The organism is Methylobacterium sp. Leaf361, assembly GCF_001424445.1.
GTDB lineage: Bacteria > Pseudomonadota > Alphaproteobacteria > Rhizobiales > Beijerinckiaceae > Methylobacterium.
This window is the reverse complement of record NZ_LMPY01000017.1, coordinates 13,527-30,241: the sequence shown is the minus strand read 5'-3', so window position 1 is coordinate 30,241 and position 16,715 is coordinate 13,527. Positions and strand designations below refer to the sequence as shown.

The 16,715-nt window shown below is 72.1% G+C and carries 17 protein-coding genes; 11 read left to right on the top strand and 6 right to left on the bottom strand.

Going from position 1 to position 16,715, the window contains the following annotated elements:
* Positions 1–5: 5 nt before the first annotated feature.
* Entirely contained in the window at positions 6–1,289 is a 1,284-nt protein-coding gene (locus ASG32_RS14055; protein ID WP_056527044.1) for an amidohydrolase/deacetylase family metallohydrolase, read from the bottom strand.
* A gap of 121 nt (positions 1,290–1,410) precedes the next feature.
* On the opposite strand from ASG32_RS14055, the gene ASG32_RS14050 reads away from it, so the two are divergent.
* The 10 genes from ASG32_RS14050 to ASG32_RS14005 all read left to right on the top strand — a co-directional run bounded on the left by ASG32_RS14050 (position 1,411) and on the right by ASG32_RS14005 (position 11,237).
* Complete coding sequence (locus tag ASG32_RS14050; RefSeq protein WP_056527040.1) at positions 1,411–1,938, top strand: MarR family transcriptional regulator; 528 nt, start codon at positions 1,411–1,413, stop codon at positions 1,936–1,938.
* Between the two features lie 365 nt (positions 1,939–2,303).
* A complete protein-coding gene (locus ASG32_RS14045; protein ID WP_056527037.1) occupies positions 2,304–3,068 on the top strand; it encodes a GntR family transcriptional regulator in 765 nt (254 codons plus the stop codon).
* Positions 3,065–3,835, top strand: a complete 771-nt coding sequence (locus ASG32_RS14040; protein ID WP_056527034.1) for an ABC transporter ATP-binding protein — start codon at positions 3,065–3,067, stop codon at positions 3,833–3,835. Before ASG32_RS14045 ends, ASG32_RS14040 begins: the two co-directional genes overlap by 4 nt.
* Complete coding sequence (locus tag ASG32_RS14035; RefSeq protein WP_020094477.1) at positions 3,826–4,641, top strand: ABC transporter permease; 816 nt, start codon at positions 3,826–3,828, stop codon at positions 4,639–4,641. The genes ASG32_RS14040 and ASG32_RS14035 overlap by 10 nt, the downstream gene beginning before the upstream one ends.
* Positions 4,642–4,705: 64 nt before the next feature.
* Positions 4,706–5,686 carry an ABC transporter substrate-binding protein gene (locus ASG32_RS14030; protein WP_056527163.1) on the top strand — a complete coding sequence of 327 codons (981 nt, stop codon included), beginning with the start codon at positions 4,706–4,708 and terminating at the stop codon, positions 5,684–5,686.
* A 31-nt stretch (positions 5,687–5,717) separates the two neighbouring features.
* A complete protein-coding gene (locus ASG32_RS14025) occupies positions 5,718–6,734 on the top strand; it encodes a zinc-binding dehydrogenase (protein WP_056527031.1) in 1,017 nt (338 codons plus the stop codon).
* A gap of 26 nt (positions 6,735–6,760) precedes the next feature.
* A complete protein-coding gene (locus tag ASG32_RS14020; protein ID WP_020094480.1) occupies positions 6,761–7,180 on the top strand; it encodes a PaaI family thioesterase in 420 nt (139 codons plus the stop codon).
* Entirely contained in the window at positions 7,177–7,989 is an 813-nt protein-coding gene (locus ASG32_RS14015) for a VOC family protein (RefSeq protein WP_020094481.1), read from the top strand. Before ASG32_RS14020 ends, ASG32_RS14015 begins: the two co-directional genes overlap by 4 nt.
* Positions 7,986–9,509 (top strand): class I adenylate-forming enzyme family protein, encoded by a 1,524-nt coding sequence (locus ASG32_RS14010; RefSeq protein ID WP_056527159.1) that lies wholly within the window; start codon positions 7,986–7,988, stop codon positions 9,507–9,509. Before ASG32_RS14015 ends, ASG32_RS14010 begins: the two co-directional genes overlap by 4 nt.
* 132 nt (positions 9,510–9,641) lie before the next feature.
* The gene (locus ASG32_RS14005) at positions 9,642–11,237 is read left to right on the top strand and encodes an ABC transporter substrate-binding protein (protein WP_056527028.1); all 1,596 of its coding nucleotides are present in this window, start codon (positions 9,642–9,644) and stop codon (positions 11,235–11,237) included.
* 63 nt (positions 11,238–11,300) lie between these two features.
* Here ASG32_RS14005 and ASG32_RS14000 read toward each other — a convergent pair whose 3' ends face one another.
* From ASG32_RS14000 to ASG32_RS13980, 5 genes are read right to left on the bottom strand one after another with little or no spacing between them, the layout of a single operon-like run.
* Positions 11,301–11,714, bottom strand: coding sequence for a VOC family protein (locus tag ASG32_RS14000; RefSeq protein ID WP_012329553.1), 414 nt, complete (start codon positions 11,712–11,714; stop codon positions 11,301–11,303).
* 37 nt (positions 11,715–11,751) lie between these two features.
* Positions 11,752–12,786: a biotin-dependent carboxyltransferase family protein gene (locus ASG32_RS13995; RefSeq protein ID WP_056527025.1), complete on the bottom strand. Its 1,035-nt coding sequence runs from the start codon at positions 12,784–12,786 to the stop codon at positions 11,752–11,754.
* A complete protein-coding gene (gene pxpB / locus ASG32_RS13990) occupies positions 12,779–13,513 on the bottom strand; it encodes a 5-oxoprolinase subunit PxpB (protein ID WP_056527022.1) in 735 nt (244 codons plus the stop codon). Before pxpB ends, ASG32_RS13995 begins: the two co-directional genes overlap by 8 nt.
* Positions 13,506–14,279, bottom strand: a complete 774-nt coding sequence (locus tag ASG32_RS13985; protein ID WP_056527019.1) for a 5-oxoprolinase subunit PxpA — start codon at positions 14,277–14,279, stop codon at positions 13,506–13,508. The genes pxpB and ASG32_RS13985 overlap by 8 nt, the downstream gene beginning before the upstream one ends.
* Positions 14,280–14,305: 26 nt before the next feature.
* Positions 14,306–15,562 (bottom strand): Zn-dependent hydrolase, encoded by a 1,257-nt coding sequence (locus ASG32_RS13980; protein ID WP_056527017.1) that lies wholly within the window; start codon positions 15,560–15,562, stop codon positions 14,306–14,308.
* 323 nt (positions 15,563–15,885) lie between these two features.
* Here ASG32_RS13980 and ASG32_RS13975 point away from each other — a divergent pair, with 323 nt between their 5' ends.
* Positions 15,886–16,692, top strand: a complete 807-nt coding sequence (locus tag ASG32_RS13975) for an amino acid ABC transporter ATP-binding protein (protein ID WP_056527014.1) — start codon at positions 15,886–15,888, stop codon at positions 16,690–16,692.
* Positions 16,693–16,715 lie beyond the last annotated feature (23 nt).

The following is a 16,715-nucleotide window of genomic DNA, read 5'->3' as shown; positions in this document are numbered from 1 at the left end:
CCACCTCAGGCCGCGATCGCCTGGGGCAGGATCGGCGAGTCGGCCTCGAAGCGCTTCCCCGCGCGCAGGCAGAAGGCCGGGCGCAGCAGGCGGTCGGCGATCACCCGCGTGTTCTCGTTGTCGCGCAGCAGGAAGCGGCCGCGATCGTCGTGCAGCACCGAGACGTCGGCCGCGTAGCCGACCTTGAGCGCGCCGATCCGGTCGCCCATGCGCAGCATCTCGGCCGGGTGCGAGGTCACCATCGGCACCACGTCCTCCAGCGGGATGCCCAGCGCCATCATCGAGCTCATCGCCTGGGTGAGGCTGAACCGGGCTTGCCCGAGGAACGGGTGGTTCTCGTCGTCGTGGTGCTCGTCCGGGGTGCCGGCGGGCTTCGTCACCTCGGGCACCTCGGTGTTGTAGCCGTGCATGTCGGCGCCGAGCGTGTAGGGGATCACGCCGGCCGGCAGGGACGCGCGGGCCACGCGGTAGGAGAAGTGGCTCCCGTGGCCGACATCGACCTTCAGCCCGGCCTCCATGGCCCGGCGGATGATGTGGTGGACCTCGCCCTGCTCGTTGATGAAGCCGCCCGGGTGGCGGGTGAAGGGATGGGCCAGCACGTCGCCGGGCCGCAGCAGCGGGATCACCCGCTCGACGATGGTGTCGGCATCCTCGCCGTTGGCGCCCGATTCCGGCAGGCCCCAGAGCTGGCCGAAATGCACGTAGAGCGGCAGGTCGGCGCGCCGGCTGATCTCGGCGGCCATCTCCATCACCTTGATGCCCCAGCGGGCGAAGCCGCCGATCTCGGCGTGGCCCTTGATGCCGCGCACGAGGTCGCGGTTCTCGGTGGCCGACTTCACGGTGGCGTCGATGTCGACGCCGTCCGGGCTGTAGAGGTTCGGGTAGAAATGCCCTTCCAGGCCGCCGACGAGGTAGGCCGACAGGAAGGCGAGGACCTGCGTCTCGGAGCGCTCGGCGATGAAGTGGCGGAAGCCCGGCAGGGTCATGCAGGACGGCCCGCCCTGGTCCACCACCGTGGTCACGCCCGAGCGCACGCCGACCATGTCGGGGTTCAGGCCGAACCGGCCGGTGACGTACTGGTAGACGTGGGCGTGGGTGTCGATCATGCCGGGCAGGACGAGCTTGCCCGAGACGTCGACCACCTCGGCGGCGGCCGAGGGCAAAATCGTCTCCGCCACGGCGGCGATGCGCCCGTCCCGCACCGCCACGTCGCGGATGCCGTCGATGCCGGAGGCCGGGCAGATGACCCGCCCACCCCGCAGAACCAGATCATAGCGGCGATTGTCCATGTCGACCTCGTGGTCCCGGCCGGCGCGCGCCGGCCTCGCCCTTGCCAAAAGCGAAGCATGCTTCGTATTCCGGCGTTGCACACCGCGTGCCAAGGCTGGAACCGTTCTGCGGAGGCGGACGATGGATGAGGTCCCAGACGCCGGGTTCGCGGCGGGGTCGGCAGAGGCGGGGGCCGCCGCGGAGGCGGCGGAGGCGCGGCACTGGCCCCTGGCCGAGCGCCCGGGCTTCCTCGCCCGCCGCATGCACCAGATCCACGTCAGCCTCTTCGCCGAACGCTGTGCCGCGTTTCGTGTCACCCCGCTCCAGTACAGCCTGCTCTCGCTGCTGCGCGATCTGGGGGAGGCCGATCAGACGACGCTCGCGAGCGCGGTCGCCCTCGACCGGACGACGACGACCGGCGCCCTGAAGCGCCTCGCGGCCCGCGGTCTGGTGAGCCGCACGACCTCGCCCCTCGACCGCCGCGCGCAGGTCTGCCGGCTGACGGACGAGGGCGCCGCGCTCCACGGCGCGATGGAGCCGGCGGCGCGGGCCGCGCACGCCGCGACCGTCGAGGCCCTCACCCCGGCGGAGCAGGACACCCTGACCCGGCTCCTGAGCCGCGTCATCGCGGGGCACGAGCACCGGCGCGGCCAGCCCGACATCCTGTAGGGCGTCGCAGACGCGGCCGGCAGCACGCCTCACTGCTCAAAGAAAACACAGATCGTTCCGCGTCGGAGCGCCGCGAAAAGCTCTTTCTTCCAATATCTTCGCGAAAATTGGACGCGCATTCCATTTACACAACGCGGAGACGTTGCGCATAAATACGCCATGGAATGCCCACAGCGCGCGCTGAGCTGATCACGCGTCGTAGCTGAGCTTCCCACAGCGCGACGAATGCCGGCACCCGACAATCGTTCCGCCCGCCGATGCGCGCCGCGCGCAGGCGGGCCGGCGCGGGGTTGGCACATGTCCTGCGTGCGGTGGGCAGCTCACAGCATGCTGTGGGAGCCTCAATGCCCGAACAGCGAGGTGCGATGACGACCCGCGATGACAGGTCCCGGCCCGCTCGCCCGACCGCGACGGTGCTCGCCGTCCCCGACGCCACGCGCAAGGGCAACCAGGCCTATGACCTGATGCGCCGCGAGATCGTCGCCTGCCGCCTCCTGCCCGGTACGCGCTTCACCGAGGCCGAGGTGATGGAGCGGTTCGAGATCGGCAAGGCGAGCTGCCGGATCGCGCTCCAGCGCCTCGCCCAGGAAGGCTTCGTCAGCTCGATGCCGCGGCACGGCTACCGGGTCAGCCCGGTGACCGTGAAGGATGTCGACGAGGTCTTCGCCCTCCGGATGGAGCTCGAGCCCCTCGCGGCGCGGGGCGCCGCCGGCCGCGTGAACCGGGCGCATCTGGAGCGCCTGGAGCAGGCCTGCCGCCGCAAGATCACGGTGGAGATGGGCAACCAGATCGACTTCTTCCTTGAGGCCAACCGGGGCTTCCACCTCGCGATCGCCGCGGCCGCGGGGAACGGGCGCCTGTACCGGACGCTGTCGGGCCTCCTCGACGAGATGACCCGCCTCGTCGCCCTCGGCTTCGGCGTGCAGGGGGTGCGGCCGAACATCGAGAACGACCACACCGCGCTGATCGAGCATCTGGTGGCGGGCGACGCCGACAGCGCCGCCCTGGTGGCCCGCCGCCACGTCGAGACGTTCCGCGACATGACGCTGGAGAAGGTCATCGCCAGCCTGCGCGACACCGCGGTGGTGGCGCCGGTGCGGCCGGCCCGGGTCGACGGGGGCGAGCCGTGAACGCCGTCGAGCTCGACCATGTCAGCAAGTGGTTCGACCGGCGCGAGGGCGGGCCGCTCCACGTCCTCGACACCGTCGACATCGCGATCCCGCAGCGCGCGATCGTCGCGATCCTGGGCGCGTCGGGCTGCGGAAAGAGTACCCTCCTCAACATGATCGCGGGGCTGGTCGAGCCCGATCAGGGCGCCGTCCTCCTGAACGGCATCCCGTCGCACGCCTTCCGCGACTGGCGGGCCATGACCTACATGTTCCAGGAGGACCGGCTGCTGCCCTGGCGCACGGCCGCCCAGAACGTCGCCTTCGGCCTCGAGGCCGGACGCATGGGCCGGGCGGAGCGGGCGCGGCGGGTCGACGAGACCCTGCGGCTCGTCGGGCTGGAGGCCTTCCGCGACGCCTACCCGCACGAATTGTCGGGGGGCATGCGCAGCCGGGTGGCGCTCGCGCGCAGCCTCGTGACCGAGCCCAAGATCCTGCTCCTCGACGAGCCGTTCTCGAAGCTCGATCCCGAGATCCGCGCGCAGATGCACGCGGAGCTGCTGCGCATCGCCGGCCTGCGGGCGATGACCCTGGTCTTCGTCACGCACGACGTCGAGGAGGCGGTGGTGCTGGCGAGCCAGGTGGTTGTCCTGCACCCGCGGCCGGGCCGGATCGGCACTGTCCGGGCCATCGATCTGCCGTACCCCCGCGACCCGCTCTCGACGGAGGTCGCCGAGGAGGTCCGGCGCCTGCGCATCAGCCTCTCCGCCGCGAGCGCGCGATGCTCGTGAAGACCCCGCCGCGCCTGATCCGGCGGACGCGGACGTCCGGCGCCGGACGCCGGGCGGGCGTGCTGCTCCAGCGGCTCGCCCTGCTCGCCCTAGCGCTGGCCGCGTGGCAGCTCGGATCGCTGCACGCGCCGAGCTTCGTCCTGCCGAGCCCCGCGCGGGTCTGGCACACGTGGCTCGGCCTCGTCGCCACGCCGAGCTTCGCCGCTGATCTCGGCATCACGCTGGGCCGGATCGGCGCCGGCCTCGCCTTCGCGGCCCTCGTGGGGCTGCCGCTCGGCCTGCTGCTCGGCGCGAGCCCGCGCCTCGGGCGCTTCTTCGAGCCGGTGCTGACGGTGACCAACACCGTCTCCTCCGCGATTTGGGCGATCTTCGCGCTGATCTGGTTCGGCCTCTCGAACTGGACCACGATCTTCGTGGTGTTCATGACCGCGATGCCGCTGATCCTGACCAACGTCTGGCAGGGCACGCGCACGGTCAGCGCCGAGCATCTCGAGCTCGCCCGCACCTTCCGGATGCCGCGCCGCAAGGTGCTGACCAAGATCTACCTGCCGACGATCCTGCCCGCCTTCTTCGCGGGCGCGCGCCTCGCCATCGGCTTCGGGGCGCGGGTCGTCCTCGTGGCGGAATCGCTCGGGGCGAGCAGCGGCATCGGCTACCGCCTGCGGCAGGCGGCCGACCTCGTCCAGACCGACCAGGTCTTCGCCTGGACCCTCACCCTCGTCGCCCTGATGATCGGGCTCGAGACGCTCGTCCTGAAGCCGGCCGAGCAGCGCCTGTTCGCCTGGAAGAAGGTGGCGCAGCCGTGACGGCCGGCGCCAGCCGGGGACACGCCCGCCGCACGTCCTCCCATTGCAGCTCCTGGAGAACGCCTTGAAACGGATCCGCGCCTTCGCCGTCGCCGCGCTCTGCGCGGTCGGCCTGTCCGGCCTCGCGCGCGCCGAGACGGTGCGCATCGGCTACTGGAGCTCGGGCATCAGCCTCGGCTTCGGCGCCGTGCTGGAGGCCGGGAAGTTCATGGAGAAGGAGGGCCTGACGGTCGAGTACGTCAAGTTCCCGGACGTGAACGCGCCGACCAAGGCCATGGCCGCCGGGGCGATCGATTTCGCGATCGCGGCGAGCGCCGGGACGGCGCTGAGCGTCACCGCCGACGGGCTGCCGATGAGCATCGTCCTGGCGACCCAGGTGGCCGACCTCGACTTCGTCGTCCCGGAGGACTCGCCGATCAAGACGATGGCCGACCTCAGGGGCAGGAAGATCGGCACCTCGCCGGCCGGCAGCGGCACCGCCGCCATCGCGGCGGCGATCTTGGAGACCAATCACGGCCTCAAGCCCGCCGACTATCAGGCCGTCCCCGGCAACGATTCCCGGCTGGCGCAATTCCTCGTCCAGAAGGACATCGACGCCGCGGCCCTGCGCACCGTGACCCTCGCGCTCCTGCCGGACGTGAAGCTGCGCCGGCTCGGCACCTTCCGGCAGGAGTGGAGGCGCCTCACCCAGCAGGACGCGCCGCCGGTCCTCGGCGTCGGCCTGATGCGCAATGCCTGGATGGCGCAGAATCCGGACGCGCCCGCCAAGGTCGTGGCCGCGATGCGCAAGGCCTACGCGTTCGGCCAGGCCGACAAGCCCGGCGTGGCCAAGATCCTGAAGGCGGCCGCGAACCTGAGCGACGCCGACGCCGCGGCCTACGCGGGCCTCTGGGACGGCATCTACACGGTCAGCCTGGAGCCCGCCGACATCGCCTCGCTGAAGCGGGAATTCGACGTGTTCAAGGCGGTCGGCGCCGTCCAGGGCAGCCTGCCGGACACGGCCCTGGTCCCCGGCCCCTACGAGCGGTCGAAGTCGATCCCGTAGCCTTTCCGACCTGCAGAAGAGGGTTTCCACGATGGCTCAGACGATGAAGGCGCTCGTTCTGGAGGCGCACGGCGACATCGACACGCTGAAGGTGGTGACCGACTATCCGAGGCCGTCCCCCGGCCCGGGCGAGGTCCTGATCCGGGTCGGCGCGTCCTCGTTCAACTACCACGACGTGTTCACCGTGAAGGGCATGCCCGGCATCAAGGTGCCGATGCCGGTGGTGATCGGCCTCGACATGGCCGGGCAGGTCGTCGAGCTCGGTGCGGGCGTCGCGGAGTGGCGCGTCGGCGACCGGGTGCTGGTCAACCCGCTCAACAAGGCCAAGGGCCTGATGGGCGAGATGCTCGACGGCGGCATGGCCGAGTACTGCCGGGTCTCGACGAGCCAGCTCATCGCGATGCCGCCGGACGTGAGCTACGCGGACGCGGCGTCCCTGCCGGTGGCCTACGGCACGGCCCACCGCATGCTGATCACCCACAACACCGTGAAGGCCGGCGACAAGGTCCTGATCCTCGGCGCCAGCGGCGGCGTCGGCACCGGCTGCGTGATGCTGGCCAAGCAGCTCGGCGCCGAGGTGATCGCCTGCGCGGGCAGCGCGGAGAAGATGGCGGCGCTGACGGCCCTCGGGGCCGACCACGTCGTCAACTACCGCGAGACCGACTTCTCCAAGTGGGCGATCCAGCAGTACGGCAAGCCGCAGCGCCGGACCTACGAGGGCGGGGTCGACGTGGTGATCAACTTCACCGGCGGCGACACCTGGGTGCCCTCGCTCAAGTGCCTGAAGCGCGGCGGCACGCTGCTGGTCTGCGGGGCCACCGCGGGGCACGATCCCAAGGAGGATCTCCGCTACATCTGGAGCTTCGAGCTCAAGGTGATCGGCTCCAACAGCTTCTACGACGACAACCTGTCGGCCCTGATGGACATGATCCAGGCCGGCACGCTGAAGCCGACCATCGACAAGCTCCTGCCCCTCGAGGAGGCCGCCGAGGGCCTGCGGATGATCCGCGACCGCGAGGTCATGGGCAAGATCGTCGTCACCCCCTGACACCGCCCGAGGAGATCCCCCAAGCCATGTCCGACACCCCCCTCACCAAGGAGCAGGTCGAGGCGCTGCTGCTGCGCGGCCCGTTCCACCAGTGGCTCGGCCTCTCCGTCGTCGCCGTCGGCGATGGGACGATCGAGCTGAAGGCGACGTGGCGGCCGGAATGGGTCGTCAACGCCGAGCGCGGCTACGTGCACGGCGGCATCCTGGCGACGCTCGTGGATCTCACCGCCGACTGGGCGCTGGTCTCCAAGACCGGCCGCGGCGTCCCCACCGTTGACCTGCGGGTCGATTATCACCGGGCCGCGATGCAGGGCGATCTCACCTGCCGCGGCACGGTGGTGAAGTTCGGCAACCAGCTCTCGGTGGCCGAGGCGCAGATCCTCGACCCGGAGGGGCGCCTGCTCGCGAGCGGCCGCGGCGTCTACATGACGGCGCCGCCGAAATGACCGGACCGGCCCCCGGCGCCCCGGCGGATGGGGCCCTCGACCACGTGGTGATCAACGTGCTGCGGCGGATGGACGAGGCGGCGGAGCTGTTCGCCGCCCTCGGCTTCCGCCTGACACCGCGCGGCCACCACTCGCTGGGCTCCATCAACCACCTGATGATGACGGCCGGACCCTACCTCGAACTCGTCGGCCTGCCCGAGACGGGTCCGCAGCGGCAGGACGTTCTGGACAGCCCGTTCGGCCTGAACGGGCTCGTCGTGGCGAGCCGGGACGCCGACGCGACGCATGCCCGCCTCGCCGCGGCGGGGCTCGCGGCCGGGCCGACCGTCGCCTTCACGCGCCCCGTGACCGTCGACGGCCGCGAGGACACGGCCCGGTTCCGCACGGTGCGGGTGCCGGTCGACCGGTTCCCGGCGGGGCGCCTCTACCATTGTGAGCACCTGACCCCGGATCTCGTCTGGCGCCCCGAATGGCTCGACCATCCGAACGGCTTCACGGGGATCGACGCGCTGAAGATCGAGAGCCCGGCACCGGATGCCGACGCCCGTCTCTACGCCGCCGCGAGCGGTGCGCCGGCCGAGGCCGTGGGTGACGGCTGGACCCTCCGGCTCGGGGAGACGCGGGTCGCGATCGCGCCGGGGCCGGCCGGCCGCTTCGCCACCCTGACCCTGCGCTTCCGCAGCCTCGACGCCCTCGAAGCCCGCGCGGGCGCGCTCCCGGAGGCGGGCTGGGTTCGGCACGGGCCGGGCGCGGCCACGCTGACGCTGCCGACCTTCGACCTCAACCTCCCGTGCAGGGCGGCCCCATGACGCGCGCGGCCACGGCTCCGACCAATCTCGGCGATCTCGTCGACCGGTCCGGGCCGCCGGACAGGCCGCTGATCATCGGCGTCGCCCCCGATGGCGAGCCCGCCGTGATGACCCGCGCCGGCCTCGACGCCCGGGCCGACGCCTTCGCGCGCGGCCTGCTGCGCGGCGGGATCGCCCGCGGCGCGCGGGTCGCGATCCTCGCGGCCAACCGGCCCGACACGATCGCGGCGCTGCTCGGGGCGATGCGCGCCGGCGTGGTCCCGGTCCCGGTCAATCACAAGTTCCCGCCGGCCACGATCGCCGCCGTGCTCGCCGATTGCGGGGCGCGGCTCGTGCTCTGCGACGGCCCGCGCCGGGCGCTGCTGGCCCATCTCGGCCCCGATATCCGGATCGCCGGGTTCGACGATGACGGGCCGGAGGGCTTCGCGGCCTGGCTCGACCCCGGTCCGTTCGTGCCGGTCGTGCCCGAGCCCGACGAGGCGGCCCTGTTCCTCTACACGTCCGGCTCGACGGGCCGGCCGAAGGGCGTGCGGCTGAGCCATGCCAGCCACCTCTGGGTGGCGCGGACCCGCGCCGCGGAGACGGACCTGCGCGACGACCGGCTGCTCGTGGCGGCGCCGCTCTACCACATGAACGCGCTCGCCCTGGCGCTCCTCGTCTGCGCGGCCGGCGCCACGATGGTGCTGCTGCCGCAATTCGAGGCGCGGGCCTACATCGCGGCGATCGACCGGTACCGCTGCACGTGGCTCACCGCCGTGCCGCCGATGATCGCCATGATGCTGCGGGAGCCGGATCTCCTCGCGGAAGCCGACCTCACCGGCGTGCGGACGGTCCGGATGGGCTCGGCGCCGGTCAACGACACCCTCGCCCGGCAGATCCGCGCCCTCCTGCCGAACGCCCGCATCCTCAACGCCTACGGGACCACCGAGGGCGGCCCGGTCGTGTTCGGCGACCATCCGGACGGCCTGCCGACGCCGGTCGCGTCGGTCGGCGTGCCGCATCCCCAGGTGGCGGTGCGCCTCGTCGGACCGGACGCCCCGGAGACCGGGATCCTGCAGATGCGCAGCCCCGCGATCATGCTCGGCTACCACAACCGGCCGGACGTGCCCGTCCCGATCACCGCGGACGGGTTCTACGACACCGGCGACGTCTTCCGCCGCGACGCGGACGGGTTCTTCTACTTCCTCGGGCGGACCGACGACATGTTCGTCTCCGGCGGCGAGAACATCTTTCCGGGCGAGGTCGAGCTGGTGCTGGAGCGCCACCCCGCGGTGCTCCAAGCCTGCGTGGTGCCGGTGGACGACGCCATCAAGGGCACCAAGCCGGTCGCCTTCGTGGTCCGCCGGCCCGGCGCCACCGTCGACGAGGCCGCTCTCAAGGATTACGCGCTCGAACACGCGCCGGCCTACCAGCACCCGCGTCGGGTCTGGTTCGTCGAGGCGCTGCCGCTCGCCTCGACCGGCAAGATCGACCGCGCGGCCCTGCGCCGGCGGGCCGAAGAGGCCGTCCGCGTCCCGTGACCGTGCCGGGCGGAATGGCGCTTGCAGGTTGTGTTCCTGCGGAATGCGCGCCCGCAGAAGGCATCCTCGCTAGGGATCCCGCCCGGCGCACCCGTCCCCGCCCGCCTGCCCCGGAACGCCAGGAGTGACCCCATGCTGCGACGAACCTTCCTCGGCGGTGCCGCCGTCGCGGCCGCCGCGCCCTTCCTTCCGGCCCGCCCGGCCCTGGCCCAGGGCGGCCGGGCGAGCGTCCTGCGCTTCGTGCCGCAATCCGACCTCACCATCGTCGATCCGGTGACGACCACGGCCTACGTCACGCGCAACCACGCGCTCATGGTGTTCGACCAGCTCTACGGCCTCGACGCGCAGTTCACGCCGCAGCCGCAGATGGTCGAGGGCCACACGGTCGAGGAGGACGGGCGGCGCTGGACCTTCCGGCTGCGCGAGGGCCTGAGATTCCACGACGGCGAGCCGGTGCGGGGCCGCGACTGCGTCGCGTCGATCCGGCGGTGGGCGCAACGCGACAGCCTCGGGCAGGCCCTGATGGCGCGCACGGACGCCCTGGAGGCGCCGGACGACCGCACCTTCGTCATCCGGTTGAAGCGGCCCTACGGGCTGATGCTCGAGACGCTGGCGAAGCTCGGTCCGCCGGTCCTCGTCATCATGCCCGAGCGCCTAGCCGCCACCGACCCGGCCCAGCAGATCCCCGAGCTGATCGGCTCCGGGCCGTTCCGGTTCAACACCAAGGAGCGGCTCGTCGGCGCCCGCGTGGTCTACGACCGCAACCCGGACTACCGGCCCCGGGAGAACGGCCCGGTCTCCTGGGTGGCGGGGCCGAAGCGTGTCCATTTCGAGCGGGTCGAGTGGCAGGTCATGCCGGATCCCGGCACCGCGGCCGCCGCCCTTCAGAACGGCGAGGTCGACTGGTGGGAGAACCCGATCAGCGATCTCGTGCCGACGCTTCAGGCGCACCCGCAGATCGCGACGCAGCTCGCCTCGCCGCTCGGCAATCTCGGCACCGGCGTGATGAATCATCTCCACCCGCCCTTCGACAAGCCGGCGGTCCGGCGCGTGGTCCTCGAGGCCCTGTCCCAGGCAGACTTCATGGCGGCGGCCGCCGGCGACGATCCCAAGCTGTGGCGCAAGGATGTCGGCCTGTTCACGCCGGGGACCGCGATGGCCACCGATGCCGGGCTCGACGTGCTCACCCGGCCGCGCGATCTCGCCAAGGCCAAGCGCGACCTCGTGGCGGCCGGCTACAAGGGCGAGCGCGTCGTGCTCATGTCGACGAGCGAGAACCCCGTGCTCGGCGCCCTCGGCGAGATCATGCACGACCTGCTCCAGCGCCTCGGGATGAATGTGCAGTACGTCGTCTCCGACTGGGGCACGCTGGTCACCCGCCGCGCCAGCAAGGCGCCCCCCGACCAGGGCGGCTGGAACATCTTCACCACGACCTGGACCGGCCTCGACATGGCCAACCCGGTCGTGGAGCAGGTCCTGCGCTGCGGCGGCGAGAAGGGTTTCTTCGGCTGGCCGGACCTGCCGGAGCTGGAGAGCCTGCGGGAGGCCTGGATCGAGGCGCCGGACCAGGCGGCCCGCAAGGCGATCGCGGCCCGGATGCAAACTCTCGCGATGCGCGACGTGCCGTACCTGCCGACCGGCCAGTACTTCTACCGGACGGCCTTCCGGCGCGACCTTCGGGACGTGGTCGACGGCCAGTTCGTCTTCTGGAACGCCCGCCGCGCCTGACGGACGTCGCGTCCTGGCCGCCCGTCGCCGCTCCGGCGACGGGCGGCTTCGCGGATACGCGCCTCAGTGCGCGAAGACGCCGGCCAGATCCCGGAAACCCTTGATCTCGATCGGATTGCCGCTCGGGTCGAAGAAGAACATCGTGCGCTGCTCGCCGGGCTCGCCGGCGAAGCGGACGACGGGCGGGATGTCGAAGGCGATGCCGGCCGCCTCGACACGGCCGGCGAGCGCCTCCCAGGCGTCGAGCGGCAGCACCACGCCCAGATGCGGCATCATCACCGTGTGGTCGCCGACCTTCCCGCTCCGGGTGGTGGCGAAGGGCTCGCCCAGGTGCAGCGACAGCTGATGGCCGAAGAAGTCGAAATCGACCCAGGTCTCGGTGCTGCGGCCCTCCTGGCAGCCGAGGACGCCCCCGTAGAAGCGGCGCGCCGCGTCGAGGTCGGTGACGTGGTAGGCGAGGTGGAACGGCGTGAGCATCGACGGTCTCTTGCTGGATGGAGGAGGTGCGGCGCCGTCAGGGCGCCGGATCGGGGGCACGCGCCGAGACGACGCCGCCGACGAGGTTGCAGGACAGCAGGAACGCGCTGTCGAGATCGCCGCCGCCGGCCGGCACCAGCGCCGTCAGCCGCGCGGCCAGAGCGCTTCGCGCGGCGCGGGCGATGACCTGGGCCTCCGCGACGGCGACGGCCGCGAACCGGATCGTCTCCCCCGGCCGCACCTGCGCGAGGCGGCCGAGATCCGCCGAGATCACGGTGGCGATCTTCGGGTAGCCGCCGGTGGTGTGGCGGTCGGCCAGCAGGATCAGCGGGCGCCCGTGTCCGGGCACCTGGATCGAGCCGTTCACGATCCCGTCCGAGACGATGTTGAAACCGTCCGCGTGGGCGATCGGCGGCCCGTCGAGGTGGCAGCCCATCCGGTCCGCCCGCGCCGTGAGGGTGTAGGGCTCGGAGAGGAACGTCCGCAGGCCGTCCTCGGTGAAGCCGTCGGCCTGCGGCCCGAGCACCACCCGGATCGGGCCACCGAAGGTCGGCCGGTGGGCCGGCGGCAGGGTCAGCGGACGGTCGCGGGGCGCGGGCGCCGCGAGGGGCAGCAGGTCGCCCGCGGCCAGGGGATGACCGTCGAGGCCGCCGAGGCGGGTGCGGGTGTGCGTCGCCACGCTGCCGAGCATCGGCGCGACGGCGAAGCCCCCGGCGACCGCGAGGCAGGCGCGCAGGCCCTGCCGCGGTCCGCCCAGGACGAGCCGGTCGCCCCGCCGCAGGTCGTGGGCCGTGAACGGGTCGAGGGCGCGGCCGTTCAGGCTCATCGCGAAGGGCGCGCCGGCGAGGGCGACGCGGCAGATATCCGTCTCGCAGGCGAGGGTCGGACCGACCATCGCCATCTCGATCACCGCGGCGTCGAGCGGGTTGCCGACGAGGCCGTTGGCCAGGGCCAGCAGGTCGGGATCCATCGCGCCGGACCCCGAGATGCCGTAGCGCAGGTAGCCCGGCCGCCCGGCATCCTGCAGGGTCGAGGCCACGCCGGGGGCGATGACGCGCAGGCCCTCAGGCATCGATCCGCTCCAGGGTCGCGACGGTCTCGCCGGCGCGGGCGGCCTCGCTGAGGCCGTCGAACGCGGCGCGGTCGATCGGCTCGAACCGGATCAGGTCGCCGGCCGCGAACAGGAACGGCTCGGCCCGGCCCGGATCGTAGGAGCGCGCGGGCGTGCGGCCGATGAGCTGCCAGCCGCTCGGCAGCTCCAGGGGCGGCGAGACGCCGGTCTGGTTCCCGCCGATCGAGACGCTGCCCGCCGGGGTCCTGGGTCGGGGATCGGTGCGCCGGCTCGCGTAGAGCCGGGGATCGAGGCCGCCCAGATAGGCGAAGCCGGGGGCGAAGCCGATCATGTAGACGCGGTAGTCGCGGCCGGAATGAAGGGCGATCACCGCCTCCGGGCTGAGCCCGGCCCCGGCGGCGAGGTCGTCGAGGTCGGCGCCGTGCGCGCCGCCGTAATGGACCGGCACCCGCCAGCGGCGCAGCGAGCCCGCCGCCCCGTCCGGCGGCGGCCAGTGCGCGGCGATCAGCGCGGCGAGGTCGGCCCGGGGCAGCAGGTCCGGATCGTAGAGGACGAGGAGCGAGCGGTAGGTCGGCACGGTCTCCAAGAGGCCCGGGCGCCCGGCGCCACGGAGCGCCGCGTCGAGGGCGATGACCCGCGCGTTGATCGCGGGATCGACCGCGCGGCCGAGCTCCACCGTGAGCGCCCGGTCGCCGCTATCGAGGAGGCGGTAGCCGGGCTCAGACACCGAGCACCTCGGCCATCGGGCGCAGGGCGATCCCCTTGGCGGCGCAGTCGTCGCGCAGGCGGCGCGCCATGGCGACCGCGCCGGGCGTGTCGCCGTGGACGCAGACCGTGTCGATCCGCGTCGGGATGCGCCGCCCGGACAGGCAGGTGATCGCCCCGTCCTCCAGCATCCGCGCCACGCGCTCCGAGACGGAATCGGGATCGTGCAGCACGGCGCCGGGGAGCTTGCGCGAGACCAGGGTGCCGTCATCCGCGTAGGCGCGGTCGGCGTAGATCTCGCGCGCGATCGGCAGCCCGAGCTTCTCGCCGGCCCGCTCGGTCTCCAGGCCGGGCATCACCACGAAGATCAGGTCGCGGTCGAGGGTGCGGATCGCCCGGGCCACCGCCAGAGCGAGGTCGGCATCCTCGTTGGCCATGTTGCCCATGGCCCCGTGGGTCTTCACGTGGCGCACCGGGCAGCCGGCATCCTGCGCCAGCGCCAGCAGCGCGCCGACCTGGTAGAGCACCGCCTTCTCGATGTCGGCGGGGCGCTCGCCGTGGATCGGCCGCCGGCCGAAGCCCCAGAGGTCGAGGAAGCTCGGGTGGGCGCCCGCTTGCACGCCGTTCGCGGCGGCGCGGCTCAGGGTCTCGTGCATCACCAGCGGGTCGCCGGCGTGGAAGCCGCAGGCGATGTTGGCCGAGGTCGCCACGGTCAGCATCTCGGCGTCGTCGCCCAGACGGTAGACGCCGAAGCCCTCGCCCATGTCGCAGTTCAGATCGACGATCATCGGTGCATCCCTTCTCGCGCGCGGGGTCAGGCTTCGGCGACCAGGTGGGCCACCAGGGTGGCGGCGGCGCACAGATCCGCGATCCGCATCGCCTCGTCCGGGTTGTGGCTGCCGTTCTGGTTGCGGATGAAGATCATCGTGCTCGGCACGCCCTGGCCGGCCAGCGTCGCGGTGTCGTGCCCCGCCCCGCTCGCCATCGTGCGGAACGGCGTCCCGAGCCGGCGCGCGTGGCCGGACAGGGCCTCGACCAGCGCGGCGCTCATCCGCGCCGGCGTGCTGCCGGTCCGCTCGCCCAGCACGAAGCGTACCGAGCGGGCGGCCTCGATGGCGGCGATATGCTCGGCGAGCGCCGCCTCGACCCGGTCGAGAACGGCCGGCTCGGTGCTGCGCACGTCGAGGCAGAAGCGGACTTCGCCGGGGATCTTGGCGAAGGCGTGCTGAACCGGGTCGGTGGCGACCTCGCCCAGCGTGATCGTGGCCGGGCAGCCCTCCGCCTCCAGCCTGCCCCAGAGCGCGTCCAGGCCGGTGATCAGGTCGGCGAGGGCGAAGACGGCGTCGCTGCGGTCGCCCCGCGCCACGGCGCCGGAATGGCCGTAGCGGCCGAAGCAGGCCGCCTTGCGGTAGCGGAAGCTGCCGCTGATCGCCGTGACGAAGCCCACGGGGAGCCCGGCCGCCTCCAGCGCCGGGCCCTGCTCGATGTGCATCTCGACGAAGCCGTGGATCCGCGCCTGATCGAGGAGCCGCTCGCCCCGCGCCACCGCCCCCGGCCGCAGGCCGAGTTCGGCCATGTGGTCGCGCAGGCTCCGGCCGGTATCGGCGCGGGGCAGGTCGAGCACCTCCGGCGGCAGCAGGCCGAGCGCGGCCCGGCTGCCGACGTAGGAGGCCGGGAACCACACGCTCTCCTCGGCCCGGAACACCGCCACCGTCACGGGACGCGCCGGCACGATCCCAGCCCGGCGCAGGGCCTCCACGGCCGCGAGGCCGCCGATCACGCCCGCCGCCCCGTCGAAATTGCCCCCGTGGGGCACCGTGTCGACGTGAGAGCCGACCATCCAGGGCGCCAGTGCCGGGTCGCGGCCCGCCATCGTCAGGAACAGGTTGCCGGCCGCGTCGGTCTCGGCGGCGAGCCCGAGTGCCAGCCCGGTGGCTCGCATCAGGGCGTGGGCGCGCTCCTCGCCGACGCCGTAGGCCGCCCGCGTCACGCCCGGCGCGTCCTCGCTGAAGCTCAGGAGCTCGGCGAACAGGCCCGCGCAGAGATCCGGATCGATCGCGAGCCGGGTCATGCCGGCTGCCGCGCGGGTCCGACCCGGTCCATCGGCTGAACAATGAGGCACGCGCCCGGCGCAGTCGCGAAGGGAATACCGGGATCCGGAAGTTCGATGACCATGTCGGAGGCAGCCATGCTCAAAAATACCGCTTGAATGCCGGCGGTATACCGGTTCTGCTAAGGCATCCCATCCGATTTGGCAATGTAAAACGTCGGCGGATGGAAAATTAAATCTCTATATTGAGAGATTTTATGAACGATAAAACAGCAACATAATGCGATCTGCGTGCGGATCTAAGCATCGATCCGCGAAGCGACTGAAAAACATCAGGTTTAACGATGGCTCAGACCGAGACGGCCGCGCCCCCGCTCCTGAAGATCAGGAAGCTGCACAAGAGCTACGGCACCAACGAGGTCCTGAAGGGCATCTCCCTCGACATCCGAGAGGGCGAGGTCGTGTCGATCATCGGTGCGAGCGGCTCGGGCAAGAGCACGTTCCTGCGCTGCCTGAACCTCATGGAGACGCCGACCTCCGGCTTCATGGATTTCGAGCGCTTCGCCTTCGACTACGAGCAGGGCGCCCGCCGCCAGCCGACGCCGCAGCAGCTCTGCGAGTTGCGGGCGCGGATCGGCATGGTCTTCCAGAGCTACAATCTCTGGCCGCACATGACCGTGCTGGAGAACGTCATCGAGGCGCCGATCCGGGTACGTCGGATGCCGCGCCGGCAGGCCGTCGCGGAGGCGGAGGCGCTGCTCCAGCGCATCGGCCTCTACGAGAAGCGGCACGCCTACCCGTCGAAGCTCTCGGGCGGGCAGCAGCAGCGCGTGGCGATCGTGCGCGCCCTGGCGATGGCGCCCAAGGTGATGCTGTTCGACGAGGTGACCTCGGCCCTCGATCCGGAGCTGGTCGGCGAGGTGCTGGCGCTGATGGGCTCCCTCGCGGCGGACGGGATGACGATGCTGCTCGTCACCCACGAGATGGCCTTCGCCCGGGATGTCGGCACCCGCACCCTGTTCTTCGACGGCGGCGTGATCGCCGAGGACGGGCCGCCCGACGCCATCATCGGCGCGCCCCGGAGCGAGCGGCTGCGCCAGTTCCTCCGGCGCGTCCTGCACCAGCCCGCCGCGCCGGGACAGACGGCGTGAGGCGCCGGCCCATCACCGGGGAG